We start from the raw sequence: 17,158 nt of genomic DNA on the forward strand, positions 1-17,158 counted from the left end.
CTGCGAGCTTACAGCGCTAGGGATAGTAGTGGTCGCGAAGCGAGTGCATCGCACCGAAGCGTTAGCGTAGCCACGAATAGCCCGGTGCCGCTTGCGGCAAGCGCCCAGATTAAAAGCACTTAAAAAAACACCCCTACAAACTTCCTTTAGGTTTTGTTATACTTTTTGCATGGCTAAGACATTTGACGACAAAAAAATTATCTACACCATGGATCGCGTAAGCCGCGCCTATGGAACTAAGGTTGTCCTAAAGGACATTTCTATCTCGTATTATTACGGTGCAAAAATCGGCGTTATCGGCGAAAACGGTGCCGGAAAATCTTCGCTTTTTAAAATTTTTGCAGGGCTCGACACAGACTACACTGGGGAAACTCATCTTTTACCCGGGTATTCCATTGGATATCTTGAACAGGAGCCTTATCTCGAAAATGGGAAAACTGTTCTTGAAGTTGTTAAAGAGGGGGTAAAACCTATAACCGACCTTCTTGCAGAATTCGACAAAGTAAATGAAGCGTTTGGCGAGCCTGATGCGGATTTTGACAAGTTGTGTGCAAGACAGGCTGAAATTCAAGAAAAATTGGATGCCGCAGATGCATGGAATTTGGATGCAAACCTTGAGCTCGCAATGGATGCTTTGCGATGCCCGCCGCCTGAACAAATTGTCGATGTTCTTTCTGGTGGTGAGCGCCGCCGTGTTGCTCTTTGCCGCCTGTTGCTTCAAAAACCAGATATTCTTTTGCTAGACGAACCTACAAACCACTTGGATGCGGAAACTGTCGCATGGCTTGAGCGTCATCTAAAAGACTATCCTGGAACCATAATCGCAATTACCCACGACCGTTATTTTTTAGACAACGTTGCTGGCTGGATTTTGGAAATGGACAGGGGAGAAGGCTATCCGTTTAAGGGAAATTATACCCAGTGGCTTGAAGCAAAAGAAAAGCGATTGGCCCTTGAAGAAAAACAAGCAAGTGTACGCAGACGAGAAATGCAAGAAGAATTGGAATGGATTCACGCTGGTGCAAAAGGAAGACAGGCAAAACACAAAGAACACATTACAAAATATGAAACTTTGCTTGCAGAAGAATCCAAACGTGTTCAATTAAAAGACAGCCAAATTTCTATTCCAGCAGGTCCACGACTTGGAAATGTTATTGTAGATGCAGAAAAACTTACAAAATCTTTTGGCGACAGGCTTCTATTCGAAAATCTTGACTTTCATATTCCAGCTGGAGCAGTCGTTGGAATTGTTGGTCCAAACGGAGCAGGAAAAACAACTCTCTTTAAAATGATTGCAACAGCGGCGGGTCAAGAAGTTGAAATGCCAGACGGCAAACTCGGAAAAGAATTACCAGATTCTGGAAGTTTAAAAATTGGCGACACAGTAAAACTCGTTTATGTTGACCAGATGCGCTCTAAACTCGATTTAAACAAAACCGTTTACGAAATGTTGAGCGGCGGTAGCGATATGATAAAACTGGGTGCAGTTGACGAAAAAGGCCGCCCCGTAAATGGAGCGATAAGAGAAATAAACGCTCACGCTTACTGTTCCTGGTTTAATTTTAATTCTTCCGAACAAAATAAAAAGATAAGCGTTCTTTCTGGTGGCGAAAAAAATCGTCTGAATATGGGAATGATGTTCAAAGAAGCAGGCAATGTTCTTTTGCTCGACGAACCAACCAACGACTTGGACATTTCAACAACTCGTTCACTAGAAGAAGCGATTAACTCTTTTGCAGGCGTTGTAATGGTCATAAGCCACGATCGTTATTTTTTAGACAGAATTTGTACGCACATCCTCGCTTTTGAAAACAATTCAAACATTCACTTTTTTGAAGGCAACTGGTCAGAATATGTTGAATGGAAGAAAAATGTTTTGGGAATTGACGATGAAGTTCCGCACAAAACTGTCTACAGGAAACTCACGCGATAAAACAAAAGCACCATTGTAAACAGCATTTTGTTTTGCCATCTACGCAATGGTGCTTTTTTATAGACACAGCGGATAGCGGGAGTCGGACCCGTCTCTCAGGCTTGGGAAGCCCACGTACTACCGATGTACTATATCCGCAAGTTGCTTTATTTTAACAAGTTTTTTGGAATTCAACCAGCCCAAAAGAAGTTTTGCAAGACAGTTTTCTCTTTTTAAGATACATCGTAAGCCACCAAACACAACAAAAACAGGCAAAAATTAAACTCATAATTACAAAAATTGGAATATCAACTTCCAATCCCTTAGCAAAAAAGTTTTGCTGTAAAAGGACAAGCGCTTGATAAAAAGTATAGAAAGAAAAAAATGCAAAAAGCACAAATGAAAGAATTTTCATAATTGAATCTGGCACCCTCTTTTTTAAAAGCAATCCAATCATCATTCCTATAAAATCCGCCGCAAAAAAACCTGCAACGCAAGCCAAAAATACCGTGAAAATTCCGCTCAAACCGTAATTTGCCCCAAAAGTTAAAGCGGTCAGCTGAGTTTTATCGCCCAATTCAGCAGCAAAAAAAGTCCAAAAAATAGCAAAAGTTGCGAATTTCATCTTGCATTCTTTTTCTCCGCCTTCGCATTCTTCCTTAAAAAAACTCGAAAATGCAAAGTACATAAAGGCTACCGCAGCTACAAATTTTACCGACCAAAGATAAGAATTTAATATTTGATTCAAGGCACCGCCAATAAAAACCGCAATCGCATTCAACAAAATAACCGCTGGCAAAAATCCCAAAATAATCTGCCGCATTTTGTACTTAGATGTCATTCCCACCAAAATCAGTTGAGTTTTATCACCAAATTCCGCTGCAAATTCCGCAAAAAAAATCGTAAAGAATACAGAAAAAAGATTTTGTTCCATAAAGCAAAACTCCTAAAAATCAAAAATGCACAAAGCAAAAAAAATGACCTGCAAAATCTGCACAGGTCAATTCAAAACGAACGCATGCACAGAAAATCCATCTGCACATGAGTCTCGCAAATTAAAGAAAGCCAGGAAAAACCAGCATGTTGACTTTCTACTTACTCAAAGTCTGCTACTCCCTCACGAGTAAAATTAATATATCAAAGCATTTTCAGTTAGGTGAACTTAAAAATAATTAGCACTTGCTAACTTATAAGGGCGTTCGGCACAATCTAAAGTTTGTGCCGTCGGGCTTTGCAGGGCTACGCCTTTCGGCTTCGACCAAACGCCATCAAAAAAATATCGCATTGCAAAATTTATTTTTTTCAATAAATATTTCGCCTTGCGTTGCATAAAATTTAAAGGCGTTTGTTTTCGCTACGCTCACCCTTTCAAGCCCTAACGCTGTAAGCTCGCAGGCGGGTAGCGGGGCTACAAGTAGACCCTAACGCATTGTCGCAAACTGACATCTGTCGCACAGGAGGTGCAACTAACAATAAATCTCGGCGGTTATTTATCAATTACTTGTTTTGGATTATACTTTTTCTACTATGGCAACAATTTACGAAAAAGCACTCGAAAAACACGAGCAATGGAAAGGTAAACTTTCTACGGAATTAAAATCACCGCTGGAAACACGAGATGATCTTTCTCTCGCATATACTCCAGGCGTTGCAGAACCCTGCCGTCAAATTGCAAAGAATCCTGACGATGTTTACAAATACACTTGGAAAGGAAACACTATTGCAGTTGTAAGCGATGGAACGGCGGTTTTGGGTCTGGGCGATATAGGTCCTGCGGCAGGGCTTCCCGTTATGGAAGGCAAATGCGTGCTTTTTAAAAAGTTTGCAGGTCTTGATGCAGTTCCCCTTTGCATAGATACAAAAGACCCAAAAAAAATAATTGAATTTTGCAAACAGATTGCTCCAACTTTTGGCGGAATAAACTTAGAAGATATTTCAGCACCACGCTGCGTAGAAATTGAACGCACTCTAATAAAAGAACTGGATATTCCGGTTTTCCACGATGACCAGCACGGAACAGCAATAGTTGTAACCGCTGCGGTTATAAATGCTTTAAAAGTTGCCCAAAAAAAAGCAGAAGATTGTACCGTTATAGTTTCTGGAACTGGAGCAGCTGGTTCTTCAATAATAAGAATGCTTCACCAACTGGGAATAAAAAAAATATACGGATTTAACATAAATGGAATCGTCATAAAAGATGATTACGACAAATACGATTTTTTAACACAAGAGTTAACGCAAATAACAAATCCAGACAACCGTCGCATTACAATGGCACAAGCAATGGTCGGAACAGATATTTTTGTTGGGGTTTCTGCACCAAATCTTGTAACTCAAGAAATGGTAAAATCAATGGCAACAAAATCAATCATCTTTGCAATGGCAAATCCAGAACCAGAGATAACTTACGAAAAAGCAAAACAAGCAGGAGCGTTTATAGTTGGAACAGGTCGCTCCGACTATCCAAATCAAATAAACAACATTTTGGCATTTCCTGGACTTTTTAGAGGTGCATTGGATTGCAGAGCAACAAAAATTACAGAGGAAATGAAGATTGCCGCAAGCCGTGGGCTGGCTTCTTTGGTTTCTCAGGAAGAACTCTGTCCAGACAAAATAATTCCAGATGCTTTTGATGAACGCGTTGCAAAAACTGTAGCAAAAGCGGTTTCGGACGAAGCAAAAAAAGCGGGTTTAGCTCGCCTGTAATAAAAAGGCATGGGGCATTTAACTTTTATTCGAAAACTTATATTTGTATCAGTTTTCTCCTGTCTTTTTTCATATATTTCATTTTCTCAAGCAGTGGCTCATGTTGCTCCAATTGAAGGAATAGACTGGATTTTTGAAACAACAATGGGGTTTCAAAATTTAAATAATATGATGGCAAAAGAAGGTGGCTCAAGTTCACAAACAAACGAAGCGCTTTTTTTCTCTGGAATTTTATATTCAGCGTATTACAATAAACTTCCTTTCTTAAAAGCACAGATGAATATGGGTTTTAGCGAACAAGAAAACATATTATGGACAGACAATCCCAATATAAATGAAGAAAACATAACGATAAACGAAAGCCTGCGTTGCATAGAAGTAGACGTGCACTTTCTTATGCCGTCTATTATAGGATACAAAGGATTTTTTTACCCTTTTTTGGGATATTCATTTTTAAATTATTCATACTATAAGTCATATTCAACTGATGAGCGAGAAAGTTTTCAATTTCACTCCTTTTCTGTAGGACTTGAATATAATGCGCGAATAACCAGATTTCTTATCAACTCCTATTATTTTTCTTTTTCGCCTATAATGTTAAATAATTCTGGAAAAAAACGATATTTTTATTACAACTACGGCACAGAGGTAACCATATCTGCCACCCCAGTTTCTCTAAAAGTTTTCCTTGCATTCAAAAACGGCTTTAACGAAGATTCAAAACTTTTTGATAAGGAAACATATACTTTTTCAAATTCAGAAGTGGGAATTTCATTTCATGCAAATATTCCTAATTTATGGTAAAACGCACAAACCTTTTCCTCTAAACTCTATTTCATCCGCATCTGCATTTAATATAAATTTTTCTCCCATGAAAAACCACTCAACTTTTTTTTCACCTTTGCTTTTTATTTCGCACTTTTGACCACCTAACCAAATTATTTTTTTTCTGTCTAGAGGAAGTTCCTTTCTAAAAATAAAATCTCTTTTTTCTTCGTACTTGCTTATCAACTTTTTAATAAAATCCTTTGCGACTGTAGGCTTTGGAACAGAAAAATCAAACCAATGCGAAACTGTTTTTTCAATCTGCGCAAAATGCATCCATTCGTTTAAAGAATAATTCAACCCTGCACCGTATTTTTGTGATTTTTTTTCGCCTTCAAAATGAAGTGCATTTTTTGCAAAAATTGGAATCGATTTTTTCTCAATCACCTTTAACTCTGGATGCTCACCTTTTTTCCATTCGTCATAAACCCTAGAATGCCGAGTAAGCACAAATTTGTGCCAATAACTGCTGTCCAAAAGTCCGTTTACGTAAAATTGACGCAAGGTTTCCATAGAATTTATCAAATCCTGCGGAGTTTCAAACCAATAACCATAAATCATATAAGCGTGAACTAAAACTCCCGCTTCTTTAAAAGCACAACAAGCTTCTACAATAGTTTGCAAATCTGTTCCCTTATGGATAGTTGTTAAGCCGTTTCCTGTCGCACTTTCCAACCCTGCGCTAACTCCAATCAAACCGCCATAAGCAAGATAATCTGCAACATCACGAGTAAAGTTTTTTTCAAAACGAATGTTACCCCACCAGGTTAAAGGAGTTCCGTGTTCTATATTGAGCCTTGCAAATTCTATCATCATGCTTGGTGGCATCGCTTCGTCCACAAAATGAATTCCATATATTCCTTTTTTATTGCACTGTTCCAAAAGCCCTTCGTAAAGCGATTTTATGTCGGTCATGCAAAAACTTTTTACATAGTCAAGCGTAACATCGCAAAAAGCACATTTATGCCAATAACAGCCGTGTGCCATATATGCTTTTATCCACGCTCCGTCCGACCACAATCTGTGCATTGAATTTGTATCGTCTATTAAACGGGGATAGCGCGAAAAATCAATATCACAAAAATCTGGGATTACTGTTTTGGTCATCAGTTTTTCAAATTCGATTTCTTCATCAGTTGGGTTTATAGGGTCTACGACCGCAATCGTGCTAACCTCATCTTTTCTCTTTAAAAAAGAAAATTTTCTGACATTGTAAACCTGCTCAAACAATAGATTGTTTTCATCGCAATCATTTAACTCCATTAAAACTTTTTTGTAAGAAGCATAACCCCTGTCATAGCAAATTAAATCGCAATATTTATAGAGTGAACTTTCAAAGGTTTCTCTCAACTCTGTGTTTATAAAACCACCGCCAAAACTTATGTATGTTTGTTTTGGATAATTTTCTTTGATAAAACGCCCAGTAGAAAGCGCTGCTGCAAAAACTCCAGGAAAAGGAATGCTTATGCAGACCAAAATTTTTTCGTTCACATTATGATTGCAGTCAAAACAATTTTTGCGTTGTTTTTTTATAAAATTTTCTATTTCTCTCGCAACAATTTTTTTTAAAAGTGGCTCGTAGAATTCTTTTAAAATAGGAGAATCAATTCCTTGTTCTACTTGAGCAAAAGTCGACTCGCTTATCGTAAGGCTTTCTGCATATCTCACAAGACTAAAATTTTTGTCAAAAGCAAGCGTTATAAAATCCGCTAAATCTGCAAGTGCATAACTTGCAAGACTCCTCGCGTCGTCGGTTGTTAAATCGTGGTCTAAATTTTCTAAAAAATTTTCCATTCTGCTACCACGAGGAACGTGCGCACCAAACACAAAAGAATGTGCACTTTCAAAACCTTTGCCACACAATATCAAACATATTTTTTCAATCCAATTACACCAAAGTTCTGCTTGCGAAACATAGCGTCTAAGATTAAGACAAGTCGTAATATCTCCGTTTTTCTCTGCTTGTTCAGCAAGTTTTAAAGCATTTTTAGAAGATAGTTCAAATATTTTTTTTAAACCTTCCCTAGAAAAAATCGAATAAAAAAGTTCTATATTCAAATCTAGCCAACGGCAATCGCACCTCTGCTTTTTAAAAAAGTCAAAAAGATATGCTCCACTTGGATAAACGGTATTCAATTGCATAAGCGGTGGCTGAATAATCAAAACATTCATACTCGCATTTTATCATAATAGAATTTTTTCGAACACAAAAAATAAAATCAGTCATCTTATTCGGCTTTAATTTTTACTGTACGATAAAACTTTTTTTTACTAATTTATAAGGATAGATTATAAAAAGTTTGCGTTGCAAACTGCAAAACAAGTTTTTGGAGATACAAATAAATGGCACAGTATCAGTTTCAAACAGAAGTAAACCAGCTTCTTAAATTGATTATTCACTCGATGTATTCAAACAAGGATATTTTTCTTAGAGAAATCGTATCCAACGCTTCGGACGCATTGGACAAGTTAAACTATCTTATGGTTTCCGACGATTCATACAAAAATGTAAAAACAGAACCACGAATCGACATTTCATTTAACGAAAACGCAAAAATCCTTACAGTTCAAGATACTGGAATTGGAATGACCGAAGAAGATTTGAACAGCAACTTGGGAACAATCGCCCGCTCAGGCACAAAAGCATTTATCGAAAAAATCGCAAACGACAAAAATGCTGGCGAAAACAATTTAATCGGTCAATTTGGTGTAGGATTTTATTCAGCATTTATGGCTGCAAAACAGATAAATGTTTACACGCGCAAGGCAGGCACTTCAAAAATCTACAAATGGTCTTCCGACGGCACAAACAGTTACTCAATAGAAGAAATTGCAAGCGATAGCGAAGCCGCAAAAAAATATGGATTTGACAAAGAAGAAACTCACGGCTCTGCAATCGAAATCCTTTTAAATGACGAAAGCAAAGATTATGCTTCCAGATGGAGAATTGAAGAGCTCATAAAACGCTATTCTGACCACATCGCGTTTCCAATCTACCTGCACTACACACAAAATAAATATGACGACAAAGGAAACATCTCAGGTAGCGAGAACAAAGTTGAGCAAGTAAACAGCGCCTCTGCACTTTGGAAAAAACCAAAATCTCAACTCAAAGAAGAAGATTACAACAATTTTTATAAGACAATAAGCCACGATTCATCAGACCCACTGCACTGTGTTCACACACACGCAGAAGGCACTCAAGAATACACAACGCTTTTCTATGTCCCGTCGCAAGCCCCGTTTGATATGTATCAGGCAGATTACCAAAGTGGTGTAAAACTCTATGTAAAACGAGTATTCATAACAGATGATGATAAAGAATTATTGCCTTCGTATTTGCGTTTTGTTCGAGGAATAATCGATTCCGAAGATTTGCCTTTAAACGTAAGCCGCGAAATCCTCCAGCAAAACAGAATCTTAGACAACATAAAAACCGCTTCTGTAAAAAAACTTCTAAGTGAATTTAGAAAAATGGGAGAAGAAGCCGACCAAGCTCGCAAAGCCGAAAATCCAACCGACAAAGAAAAAGCCGCAATCGAAAAATGGAATAAATTTGTAGAAAACTTCAATCGTCCTTTAAAAGAAGGTCTATATTCAGATTATGCAAACCGCGAAGAAATTTCAGAAATCGTGCGATTTAAATCTACCGACGAAAGTGGCACAGGCGACGGCAAATGGACAAGTTTTAAAGATTATGTCGGTCGAATGAAGAGCGACCAAAAGGCAATCTATTACATAACAGGCAACAACGAAAAAAATCTTCGCGCTAGCCCACTCCTCGAAGCATACAAGAAAAAAGGTTTTGAAGTCCTTATAATGTCGGACGATATAGACGACATAGTAATTCCAAGCCTAATGAAGTACAAAGATTATGAACTTAAAGGCGTAAACCGTGCAGGTTCGGACGAAGAACTCGGAATCGACAAAGAAGATGCAAAAAAGAAAGAAGAAGAATTTAAGCCAATCCAGGAAAAAATCAAAAAAGCACTTGGCGAACGCGTAAAAGATGTCGTTCTTTCAAAACGACTTAGCGACAGTCCTGCATGCATAGTTGTAGACGAAAATGACCCGGGAATCCAAATGGAGCGAATGATGCGGGCAATGGGTCAAAGAGCGCCAGAGGTAAAACCAATCCTCGAAGTAAACGCAGACCATGCAATCGTAAAAACGCTCTCAGACACAACAGACGAAGCCTATATTGCTAATGTTTCGGAAGTTCTTCTGGATCAGTCGCTTTTGGTAAGCGGTGCAGAACTTTCAAATCCTACAGACTTTATAAAAGCGATGAATTCTCTTATTTCAAAGTAGGGCGTATCCCCCAAATAGCGCAGTCAGAAAAATATATGTACAAACAAAACATATACTTTTTATGACTGTGCATTTTTTTTGCGGTGGGGGTCGCTACGTTTCAGGTTCCGCTTTCGCTCCAGACAACTATTTCGTTACACTGCATAGTTGTCCGGCTTTGCCGCCTTTCACATCGCTTACGCAAAACAAATCAGACAAAAGAATACCCCTGTGTTATAATTTCTATATGAAAAACTCAAACAAAATAAAACGCATCGCATTGGTTTTAACCACTGCAATTATTATTGCTGGCTGCAAGACAACCACAGAAGACCATTCCAATCCAGTTATTCCTGCAACTTCAGAGAACATCGCAAATATAATTAAAAATCTACAAGGCGAAGGACCTCATAAGATTACAATTACTGGAACAATAACAAACGAAAACATTAATTCAATAAAAAATGAATTAAAAGCAAACTCAAATGCAAAGATTTCTTTAAACATGAGTGCTACAACCAATTTAGCAACTCTTCCTGCCGATTCTTTTGAATCTTGCAATTCGCTTACAGAAATTGCACTTCCTAGTTCGCTCACTACTATTGACGAAAGAGCATTTTCAAATTGTAACTCACTTAAAAAAATAATTTTGCCTTCCAATTTAAAAATAATAAACGGATATGCTTTTTCCGAGTGTTCTTCTCTTGAAGAAATAATCTTATCCAGTGATATTAACAAAATTGACGAAGGTGCGTTCAATGGATGCAAATCGTTAAAAAGTATAAATATCCCTGCCTCTGTTAATTATCTAGACCATACAGCATTCTCCGGATGTTCTTCGTTAAAAACTCTTACAGTTGAAGAAGAAAATATCAAATTCTCAAGTCGAGAGAATATAATTTATACAAAAGAACAAGATTTACTTTTATGCGCAGCAGGCGGTATAACAAGTGCAAATATACTTTCTTCTGTTACTGAAATAGGCGAAGGTGCATTCAAGGATTGTACTTCTCTCAAAGAAGTAGCTATTCCAAATTCTGTTACTGTTATTCAGAATCTTGCTTTTTATGGTTGCTCTGCACTAGAAAGTGTAACAATACCCGCTTCCATCAATTTAATTGAAAAAACTGTATTTGAAGGTTGTACTTCTTTAAAAAGATTTGCTTTTGCAAACACAAACAATTGGTATAAAACAGACAATCTTCATGATTGGGAAAGCGGAATGAATGGTCAACTTTTTGATGTAACTAATCCCATAACAAATGCAACATACTTTAATGTTAAAGGTCAAAACAGTTACTGGTATAGAAAAGACTAAAATTTTGTGTATAAACACACACAGTTTTTGCAAAACAGTCGACATTAATTCTAGCTCGCTCCTCGTATGCGACAATTTTGCGTTAAGGATTGGAAGGGTGAGCGTAGCGAAAACAAACGCCACGTAGTGTGGTCTAAAACAAAACGAAATATGCATTGCAAAAAAAATTATTTTTTTGATGAAGATTTTTGTATGGCGTTTGTTCGGAGCCGAAAGGCGTAGCCCTGCAAAGCCTGCCGCCGTACAGTCTGAGAACGAAGTTTTTCAGACTGTACGGCGAACGCCCTGAGTTTTTAATTATGCGATAGCTTCGCAAATTGCTTTTCTAACCGCACCTTTACCTGCGAGCATTTTTTCAAAATTTGTCAAAACGGCATCGTAAAGTTCACTTTTTGTAAGGTCAAAACCAAAGATTTTTTCGTTTGCAAGAAGAGGTTTTATGTCGTTTTCAAAATCGCCCTTCTTACTTCCAATCTTTACTTTTGCAACAAAAGGCTTTGCAGTTTCTAACAGTGGATCTGGCGAGAGTTCCATTGGATTCAAGTCATCGTCCATTGCCATAAGATATCTTAGCCACATTGCATAAACCAGCGGAATAACTTTTAAATCTTTAAGATTTTTGCCTGTTGCTTTGTACGCTTTTACAGTTTCTCCAAACCTTATCGAAAGTTTTTGGCTCGTATCAGTTGCAATTCGCTGTGGAGTGTCTGGCATAAACGGATTTGGCAAACGCTTGTTGATTACTTCTTCGATAAAATCTTTTGGATTTAAAATTTTTGGATCAACTACAACTGGCAAACCTTCTTTATAAGCCAAAGTATTCGTCATCTTATTTAAATCTTTGTCTTTCATCTCATCGCAAATAAGTTTAAAGCCCAAAAGGCAGCCGCTCAAAGCGAGTGCAGTATGCAAAGGATTTAAACAAGTGCAGACTTTCATTTTTTCTACCTTGTTCACAGTTTCTCTGTCTGTAAAATAAACTCCTGCTTTTTCAAGAGGTGGACGACCGTTAGGGAATTTATCTTCAATTACAAGATATTGTGGCTCTTCTGCATTTACAAAGGTTGCGCAGTAAGTATTTTTCTTTGTAACAATCAATTTGGTTTCTTCAAAACCGTCTTTCTCGAGCATTTGAGCAACATTGGAATCTGGACGTGGAGTTATTTTGTCTATCATACTCCAAGGGAAACTTACCTTTGATTCGTCTTTTACATAATCAACAAAATCCTGCCCTACAAAGCCATTTTTCTTCCAGTTTTCAGCAATTTCAAAAATCGCCTGCCCCAACTTTTCTCCGTTATGGGAACAGTTATCCATTGAAACTACTGCCAAAGGAATTTTTCCAGCATTAAAGCGGGAAAGCAAAAGCCTTGTTATATAGCACAGAAGCATAGTTGCCTTTTTTGGTCCATTTTTAAAATCTTCTTCATACTGTTTTAAGAGATTTCCTTTTGCATCATAGAGAGCATAGCCTTTTTCTGTAATCGTAAAAGAAATCATTTTTAAGCTCTTGTTTGTAAAAGCTTTTTCAAGAATTTCCCAATCGGATTTTTCTTCTGGACTTACCTTTACCGCTTCAACTACAGAACCTATTATTTCTTTCTGAATTGTTCCGTCGCTTTTTAAAGTAACACCCAAAGTTAAATTGTCATGAGGTTTAAAAAGCAAGTCCACAATTTCAAAATCGTAACTGTCTGCAACAACAATTCCAGTGTCCATGTCGCCATTATTTAAGAGTTTCTGGCAAAGTGCCGCTGGGAAAATTCTAAAAATATTTCCTGCTCCAAAATGAATCCATTCTGGGCGCTCTTTAGTATTTGAGAGAACTTTATCGTGGTCAAATTCAAAAAATTTATAATTTGGCCATTTTGACTTATCTTTTAATTCTGCCAATGTAAGTTTCATATCTGCCTTCCTTATTTTATAGAAATTTGCTTTGAGAAATTTTTTGAGTGATTTTAAACTATTCGCAAAAGTATTCAGGAAAATTTTTCATAAGCGGTTCAAAAACTTCCGTGAGTTTTTGCAAATGAGCTTCGTCTATCTCCAACGCTTTTTCAAAATCACCTGCCATTACTGCATTTACAAGAGCCTTGTGTTCTTCTTCTACATTGTCTGCAATATGATGCGCATTATAACTTAACATACGAATTCTGTGGTCATTTCCAGTGTGATTGCAGATTACGTTCCAAATCCACTCGTTTCCAGATTGTTCGTAAAAAAAGTGATGCATTTCATCATCGTATTGAAGAAAATCTTTTCTGTTAGAATCCATAAGGCTTGCATGCTGCTGCAAAAGTATAGCCTGAAGTTTTGTTCCGCAGACTTTTTGCTTGGTTTCGTCCAAACTTTTCATGAACTGTTTTAGAACCCCAAGCTCAAGATTTATTCTCATAAACCTTTCCTGCTGAATTATTTTTACATCCAATAAAGAAACCCTAGTTCCTTTTTGTGGAAAAATATCAACAAGATTGTCTAAAGAAAGTCTCAAAAGTGCGTCTCGCACAGGCGAACGACTAACGCCTAATTTTTCAACTAAGGCGTTAACGTTCAATTCCTGCCCAGGCTTATACTCTAGGTTTATTATTTGATTTCTTAAAATTTCGTATACCGAAACTTCTAATTTTTTCATAAAAACCTTCTATTCACTTTTATAAATGCAAATAATCATCATCAAAAATCTTAGTTTTAGCCTCTTTTCGAGCTTTTATCTATTGCTTCCCAAAGACCTTCAATATATGTTGCACCTAAAGCACGGTCATAAAGTCCGTAGCCAGGCATACATTTTTCTCCCCAAATTGTACGTCCATGGTCTGGTCGCATTGGTCCAGAAAATCCTATATCGTACAACGCTTTTACAGCTTCGTACATGTCAAAGCTTCCATCAGAAGAAAGATGTGCTGCTTCTTCAAAAACTCCTGGTGCAAAATGATGAAGGTTTCTAACATGCGCAAAATGAATGCGTCCCTTGCATGAGCGAATAATATCTGGAATATCATTCTTTGGATTTGTTCCAAGACTTCCCATACACAAAGTTATACCGTTGTATTCTTTATCAACAGCTTTTAGCATTTTTAAAATAGCTTCTTTGCCAGTTATTATTCTTGGAAGTCCAAAAACAGGCCATGCAGGATCATCCGGATGAATTGCCATCTTCATATTGTATTTTTCGCAAACAGGTCCAATAGCTTTCAAAAAGTAAACAAGATTTTCAAAAAGTTTTTCCGCATCAACATCTTTATACGCTTCAAACAAATCCTTTACTTTTGCAAGTCTTTCTGGTTCCCAACCAGGCATAACAAAACCATTTGAACTGCCAGTTGTCTGGTCAAAAAAAGTCTGAGGGTCAATAGTATCAACAACTTTCTGGTCATAAGCGAGAACTGTAGAACCATCTGGGCGCATCTTTGCAAGGTCTGTTCTTGTCCAGTCAAAAACTGGCATAAAGTTGTAACAAACCATGTGAATATCTTCTTTACCCAAAGCTTCCAAAGACTTTATGTAATTGTCTATGTACTTGTCGCGTTCTGGAGTTCCAATTTTTATAGCGTCGTGAATGTTTACGCTTTCAATTCCTGCAATTTTAAGTCCAGCTTTTTCAACAGTCGCCTTTATTTCTTTAACCCTTTCCAAAGGCCATTCCTCTCCAGCAGGAAGGTCATACAAAGTTGTTATGACCCCTTTAACGCCAGGAATCTGTTTTATCTGCTCCAAAGTTACAGAATCAAATTTTGTTCCGTACCATCTTAAAGTCATTTCCATCTTTTACCTCCGATAAAATGCTTGTTACCAAAAACTACTTGTATACTAGTATATCAGCTAAATTGATAAAATATAACCTTGCCAAAAGTTGCTACTGAGGTTTACAACATTGGCAAGATTATATATCCGTTTTAATTTTGGGCGGCTTTTGCTCCATTACATTCCGCAAAAACAGGCTTTGCGGGGTTCGCTAAGCGCTCATCGTCCTCGTCGCTAAGCTCCTGCGGTCGACGGCTTCGCCGCCCCTCCAATCCTTGCCGCATTGTCGCACACGAGGTGCGACCTACAAGTTCTATCGACAGTTTTATAAAAAACTGTCGTTCAAGAAAAACAAGGACGTTTTTCGTAAAACTTATACCTGGAATCCTAATATTCTTGGCAAGAAAAGAGAAATTTCAGGAACAAAAGTTACGAGCAAAAGTCCTGCAACCATAATTCCATAGAACGGCAACATCGCTTTTACAGTTCTCTCAATATTTATCCTTCCAACGCCACAACCTACAAACAATGCAGAACCAACTGGAGGAGTACAAAGTCCTACTGCAAGGTTGAATATAAGCATTACGCCAAACTGAACTTTGCTCATTCCCAAAGTTGATATTACAGGAATAAGAATTGGAGTTACAATCAAAATCAGCGGAGCCATATCCATGATACAACCAAGCACTAAGAGCATAAGGTTAATCAAAAGCAAAAGAACAATTTTGTTAGTTGTAATTGCAAGCAATCCTTCTGTAATCAAAGTAGGAACTTTTAAGAAAGCCAAAAGCCAACCAAAAGCATTTGCCGCAGCAATCAAAGAAAAAACCATCGCCAAAGTTTTTATCGTATTCATCAAAAGTTTTGGCATGAGCGAAAGTTTTAACTCTTTATAAACAAATACAGAAATTATAAATGCATAAATACAAGCAATCGCCGCAGATTCAGTTGCTGTAAAAAGACCAGCCGTAACGCCAACCAAAATAATTACAGCGGTAAACAAAGCAAGCACTGCACTTACTATTATCTTGCACGCCTCTTTAAAGCTTATTGCTTCTCCCTTTGGATAATGGCGAATTATGCTGATTACTGCACAAAGAATAAGCATCAAAATACCAAGCATAACACCAGGTACAAGACCTGCCATAAACAAGGCACCAACAGAAACTCCCCCTGCTGCAACAGAATAGATTATCATATTGTGGCTTGGAGGAATCAAAACTCCCTGACAAGACGATGCAACAGTTACCGCAACAGAGAAGTCTTTGTCATATCCGCCTTTTTCCATCATAGGAATTTCGATTGAACCCAAAGAAGAAACGTCTGCAACAGCAGAACCAGAAAGATGTCCAAAGAACATAGACGCCAAAACGTTTACATAAGAAAGTCCGCCTCTAAATCTACCTACAATAACATTTGCAGCCTGTAGCAATCTGTCAGAAATACCACCGGCACCCATTATTTCGCCTGCAAGTATAAAGAACGGAATCGCCATAAGGCTAAAACTGTCTACACCTTTTCCCATCTGCTGAATAAAAGACATAAGAGGAATGTTTACATAAAAAAGAGTAATACAAGAAGAAACTGCTATAGCGAAGATTACAGGCATTCTAAGCAAAATAAATACCACAAAACTTCCTAGCAAAAGCCACATGGCAACGGTAGGATTAAACATTATTTGCCCTCCTTCTGTTCAGCGCGCATTTCTGCCTTAGCAGCACGCATTTCATCAATAATCTGCTGGTCAGTTTTTTCACCATCATCATTTTTTCCATCTTCAATCAATGTATGACGGAATCGATTCAAACCAAAAAGGTCTAAAACTGCAAAATAGAAGATAAAAATACCGCCAACAGGCATCATTATAAATTTAATTCCGTTAGGCCACTGCGTTGCAGGCAATTTATTTCCCATAGAAACAGAAATAAGGTTTATTCCGTATTTTATTAAGATATATGCAAAGAAAATCATCGCAACAAGAATCAACTTGTAGATAACATTCTGAATTTTTTTTGGAAAAAGCCCATAAAAAATCGTAATAGCAATGTGTAAGCCTTTTTCAACTCCAATCGCCATCGAAATAAACGCTGTCCAAACCATCAATAAAAGTGCAACTTCTTCAGACCACATAATAGAGCGATGGAAAAATCGCGCAAAAACTTGTGCACTAACGACAACGACAATCACCAATAAAACCAATTTAGCAAATTCAACAAGAACTCTATAAATTGAATCAAATACAAAGGTGATTACTGAAACAATCTTTTCCCAAAGTTTCATCTCTGGTTTAAAGATTTCGTCCTTTATATTCATATACATCCCTTATAATCGGAATATTTCCGACATCTAGATTACCTAATATATTA

The 17,158-nt window shown here is 37.5% G+C and carries 12 protein-coding genes and 1 tRNA gene; 5 read left to right on the forward strand and 8 right to left on the reverse strand.

Features of this window, described 5'->3' with window-relative positions; translation table 11 throughout:
* Positions 1-169: 169 nt before the first annotated feature.
* Positions 170-1,933 (forward strand): energy-dependent translational throttle protein EttA, encoded by a 1,764-nt coding sequence (gene ettA, locus FXX65_RS03005; RefSeq protein ID WP_147615029.1) that lies wholly within the window; start codon positions 170-172, stop codon positions 1,931-1,933.
* 67 nt (positions 1,934-2,000) lie between these two features.
* Here ettA and FXX65_RS03010 read toward each other — a convergent pair.
* Together FXX65_RS03010 and FXX65_RS03015 are read right to left on the reverse strand one after the other, a co-directional pair.
* Positions 2,001-2,071 (reverse strand) — tRNA-Gly (locus tag FXX65_RS03010).
* A 13-nt stretch (positions 2,072-2,084) separates the two neighbouring features.
* Positions 2,085-2,846, reverse strand: a complete 762-nt coding sequence (locus FXX65_RS03015) for a TMEM165/GDT1 family protein (RefSeq protein WP_147615030.1) — start codon at positions 2,844-2,846, stop codon at positions 2,085-2,087.
* 593 nt (positions 2,847-3,439) lie between these two features.
* On the opposite strand from FXX65_RS03015, the gene FXX65_RS03020 reads away from it, so the two are divergent.
* Positions 3,440-4,618: an NAD(P)-dependent malic enzyme gene (locus FXX65_RS03020; RefSeq protein WP_147615031.1), complete on the forward strand. Its 1,179-nt coding sequence runs from the start codon at positions 3,440-3,442 to the stop codon at positions 4,616-4,618.
* Between the two features lie 9 nt (positions 4,619-4,627).
* Entirely contained in the window at positions 4,628-5,422 is a 795-nt protein-coding gene (locus FXX65_RS03025) for a hypothetical protein (protein WP_147615032.1), read from the forward strand.
* Here FXX65_RS03025 and FXX65_RS03030 read toward each other — a convergent pair.
* Complete coding sequence (locus tag FXX65_RS03030; RefSeq protein WP_147615033.1) at positions 5,414-7,615, reverse strand: radical SAM protein; 2,202 nt, start codon at positions 7,613-7,615, stop codon at positions 5,414-5,416. The two genes, FXX65_RS03025 and FXX65_RS03030, sit on opposite strands and share 9 nt — an antisense overlap.
* A 171-nt stretch (positions 7,616-7,786) precedes the next feature.
* Between FXX65_RS03030 and htpG the strand changes: the two genes are divergently transcribed.
* Positions 7,787-9,754 (forward strand): molecular chaperone HtpG, encoded by a 1,968-nt coding sequence (gene htpG / locus FXX65_RS03035; protein WP_147615034.1) that lies wholly within the window; start codon positions 7,787-7,789, stop codon positions 9,752-9,754.
* 226 nt (positions 9,755-9,980) lie between these two features.
* Complete coding sequence (locus tag FXX65_RS03040; protein WP_187116199.1) at positions 9,981-11,051, forward strand: leucine-rich repeat domain-containing protein; 1,071 nt, start codon at positions 9,981-9,983, stop codon at positions 11,049-11,051.
* A gap of 297 nt (positions 11,052-11,348) precedes the next feature.
* Here FXX65_RS03040 and FXX65_RS03045 read toward each other — a convergent pair whose 3' ends face one another.
* The 5 genes from FXX65_RS03045 to FXX65_RS03065 form a co-directional block, all read right to left on the reverse strand.
* Positions 11,349-12,956, reverse strand: a complete 1,608-nt coding sequence (locus FXX65_RS03045; RefSeq protein ID WP_147615036.1) for a mannitol dehydrogenase family protein — start codon at positions 12,954-12,956, stop codon at positions 11,349-11,351.
* Positions 12,957-13,014: 58 nt separating this feature from the next.
* Positions 13,015-13,683: a GntR family transcriptional regulator gene (locus FXX65_RS03050; protein WP_147613390.1), complete on the reverse strand. Its 669-nt coding sequence runs from the start codon at positions 13,681-13,683 to the stop codon at positions 13,015-13,017.
* A 56-nt stretch (positions 13,684-13,739) separates the two neighbouring features.
* Positions 13,740-14,813, reverse strand: coding sequence for a mannonate dehydratase (uxuA, locus tag FXX65_RS03055; RefSeq protein WP_147615037.1), 1,074 nt, complete (start codon positions 14,811-14,813; stop codon positions 13,740-13,742).
* Between the two features lie 352 nt (positions 14,814-15,165).
* The gene (locus FXX65_RS03060) at positions 15,166-16,467 is read right to left on the reverse strand and encodes a TRAP transporter large permease (RefSeq protein WP_147615038.1); all 1,302 of its coding nucleotides are present in this window, start codon (positions 16,465-16,467) and stop codon (positions 15,166-15,168) included.
* On the reverse strand, positions 16,467-17,105 hold the full coding sequence (locus FXX65_RS03065; protein WP_246104337.1) for a TRAP transporter small permease: 639 nt from the start codon (positions 17,103-17,105) through the stop codon (positions 16,467-16,469). Before FXX65_RS03065 ends, FXX65_RS03060 begins: the two co-directional genes overlap by 1 nt.
* Between the last annotated feature and the right edge of the window lie 53 nt (positions 17,106-17,158).

Source organism: Treponema pectinovorum, assembly GCF_900497595.1.
GTDB lineage: Bacteria > Spirochaetota > Spirochaetia > Treponematales > Treponemataceae > Treponema_D > Treponema_D pectinovorum.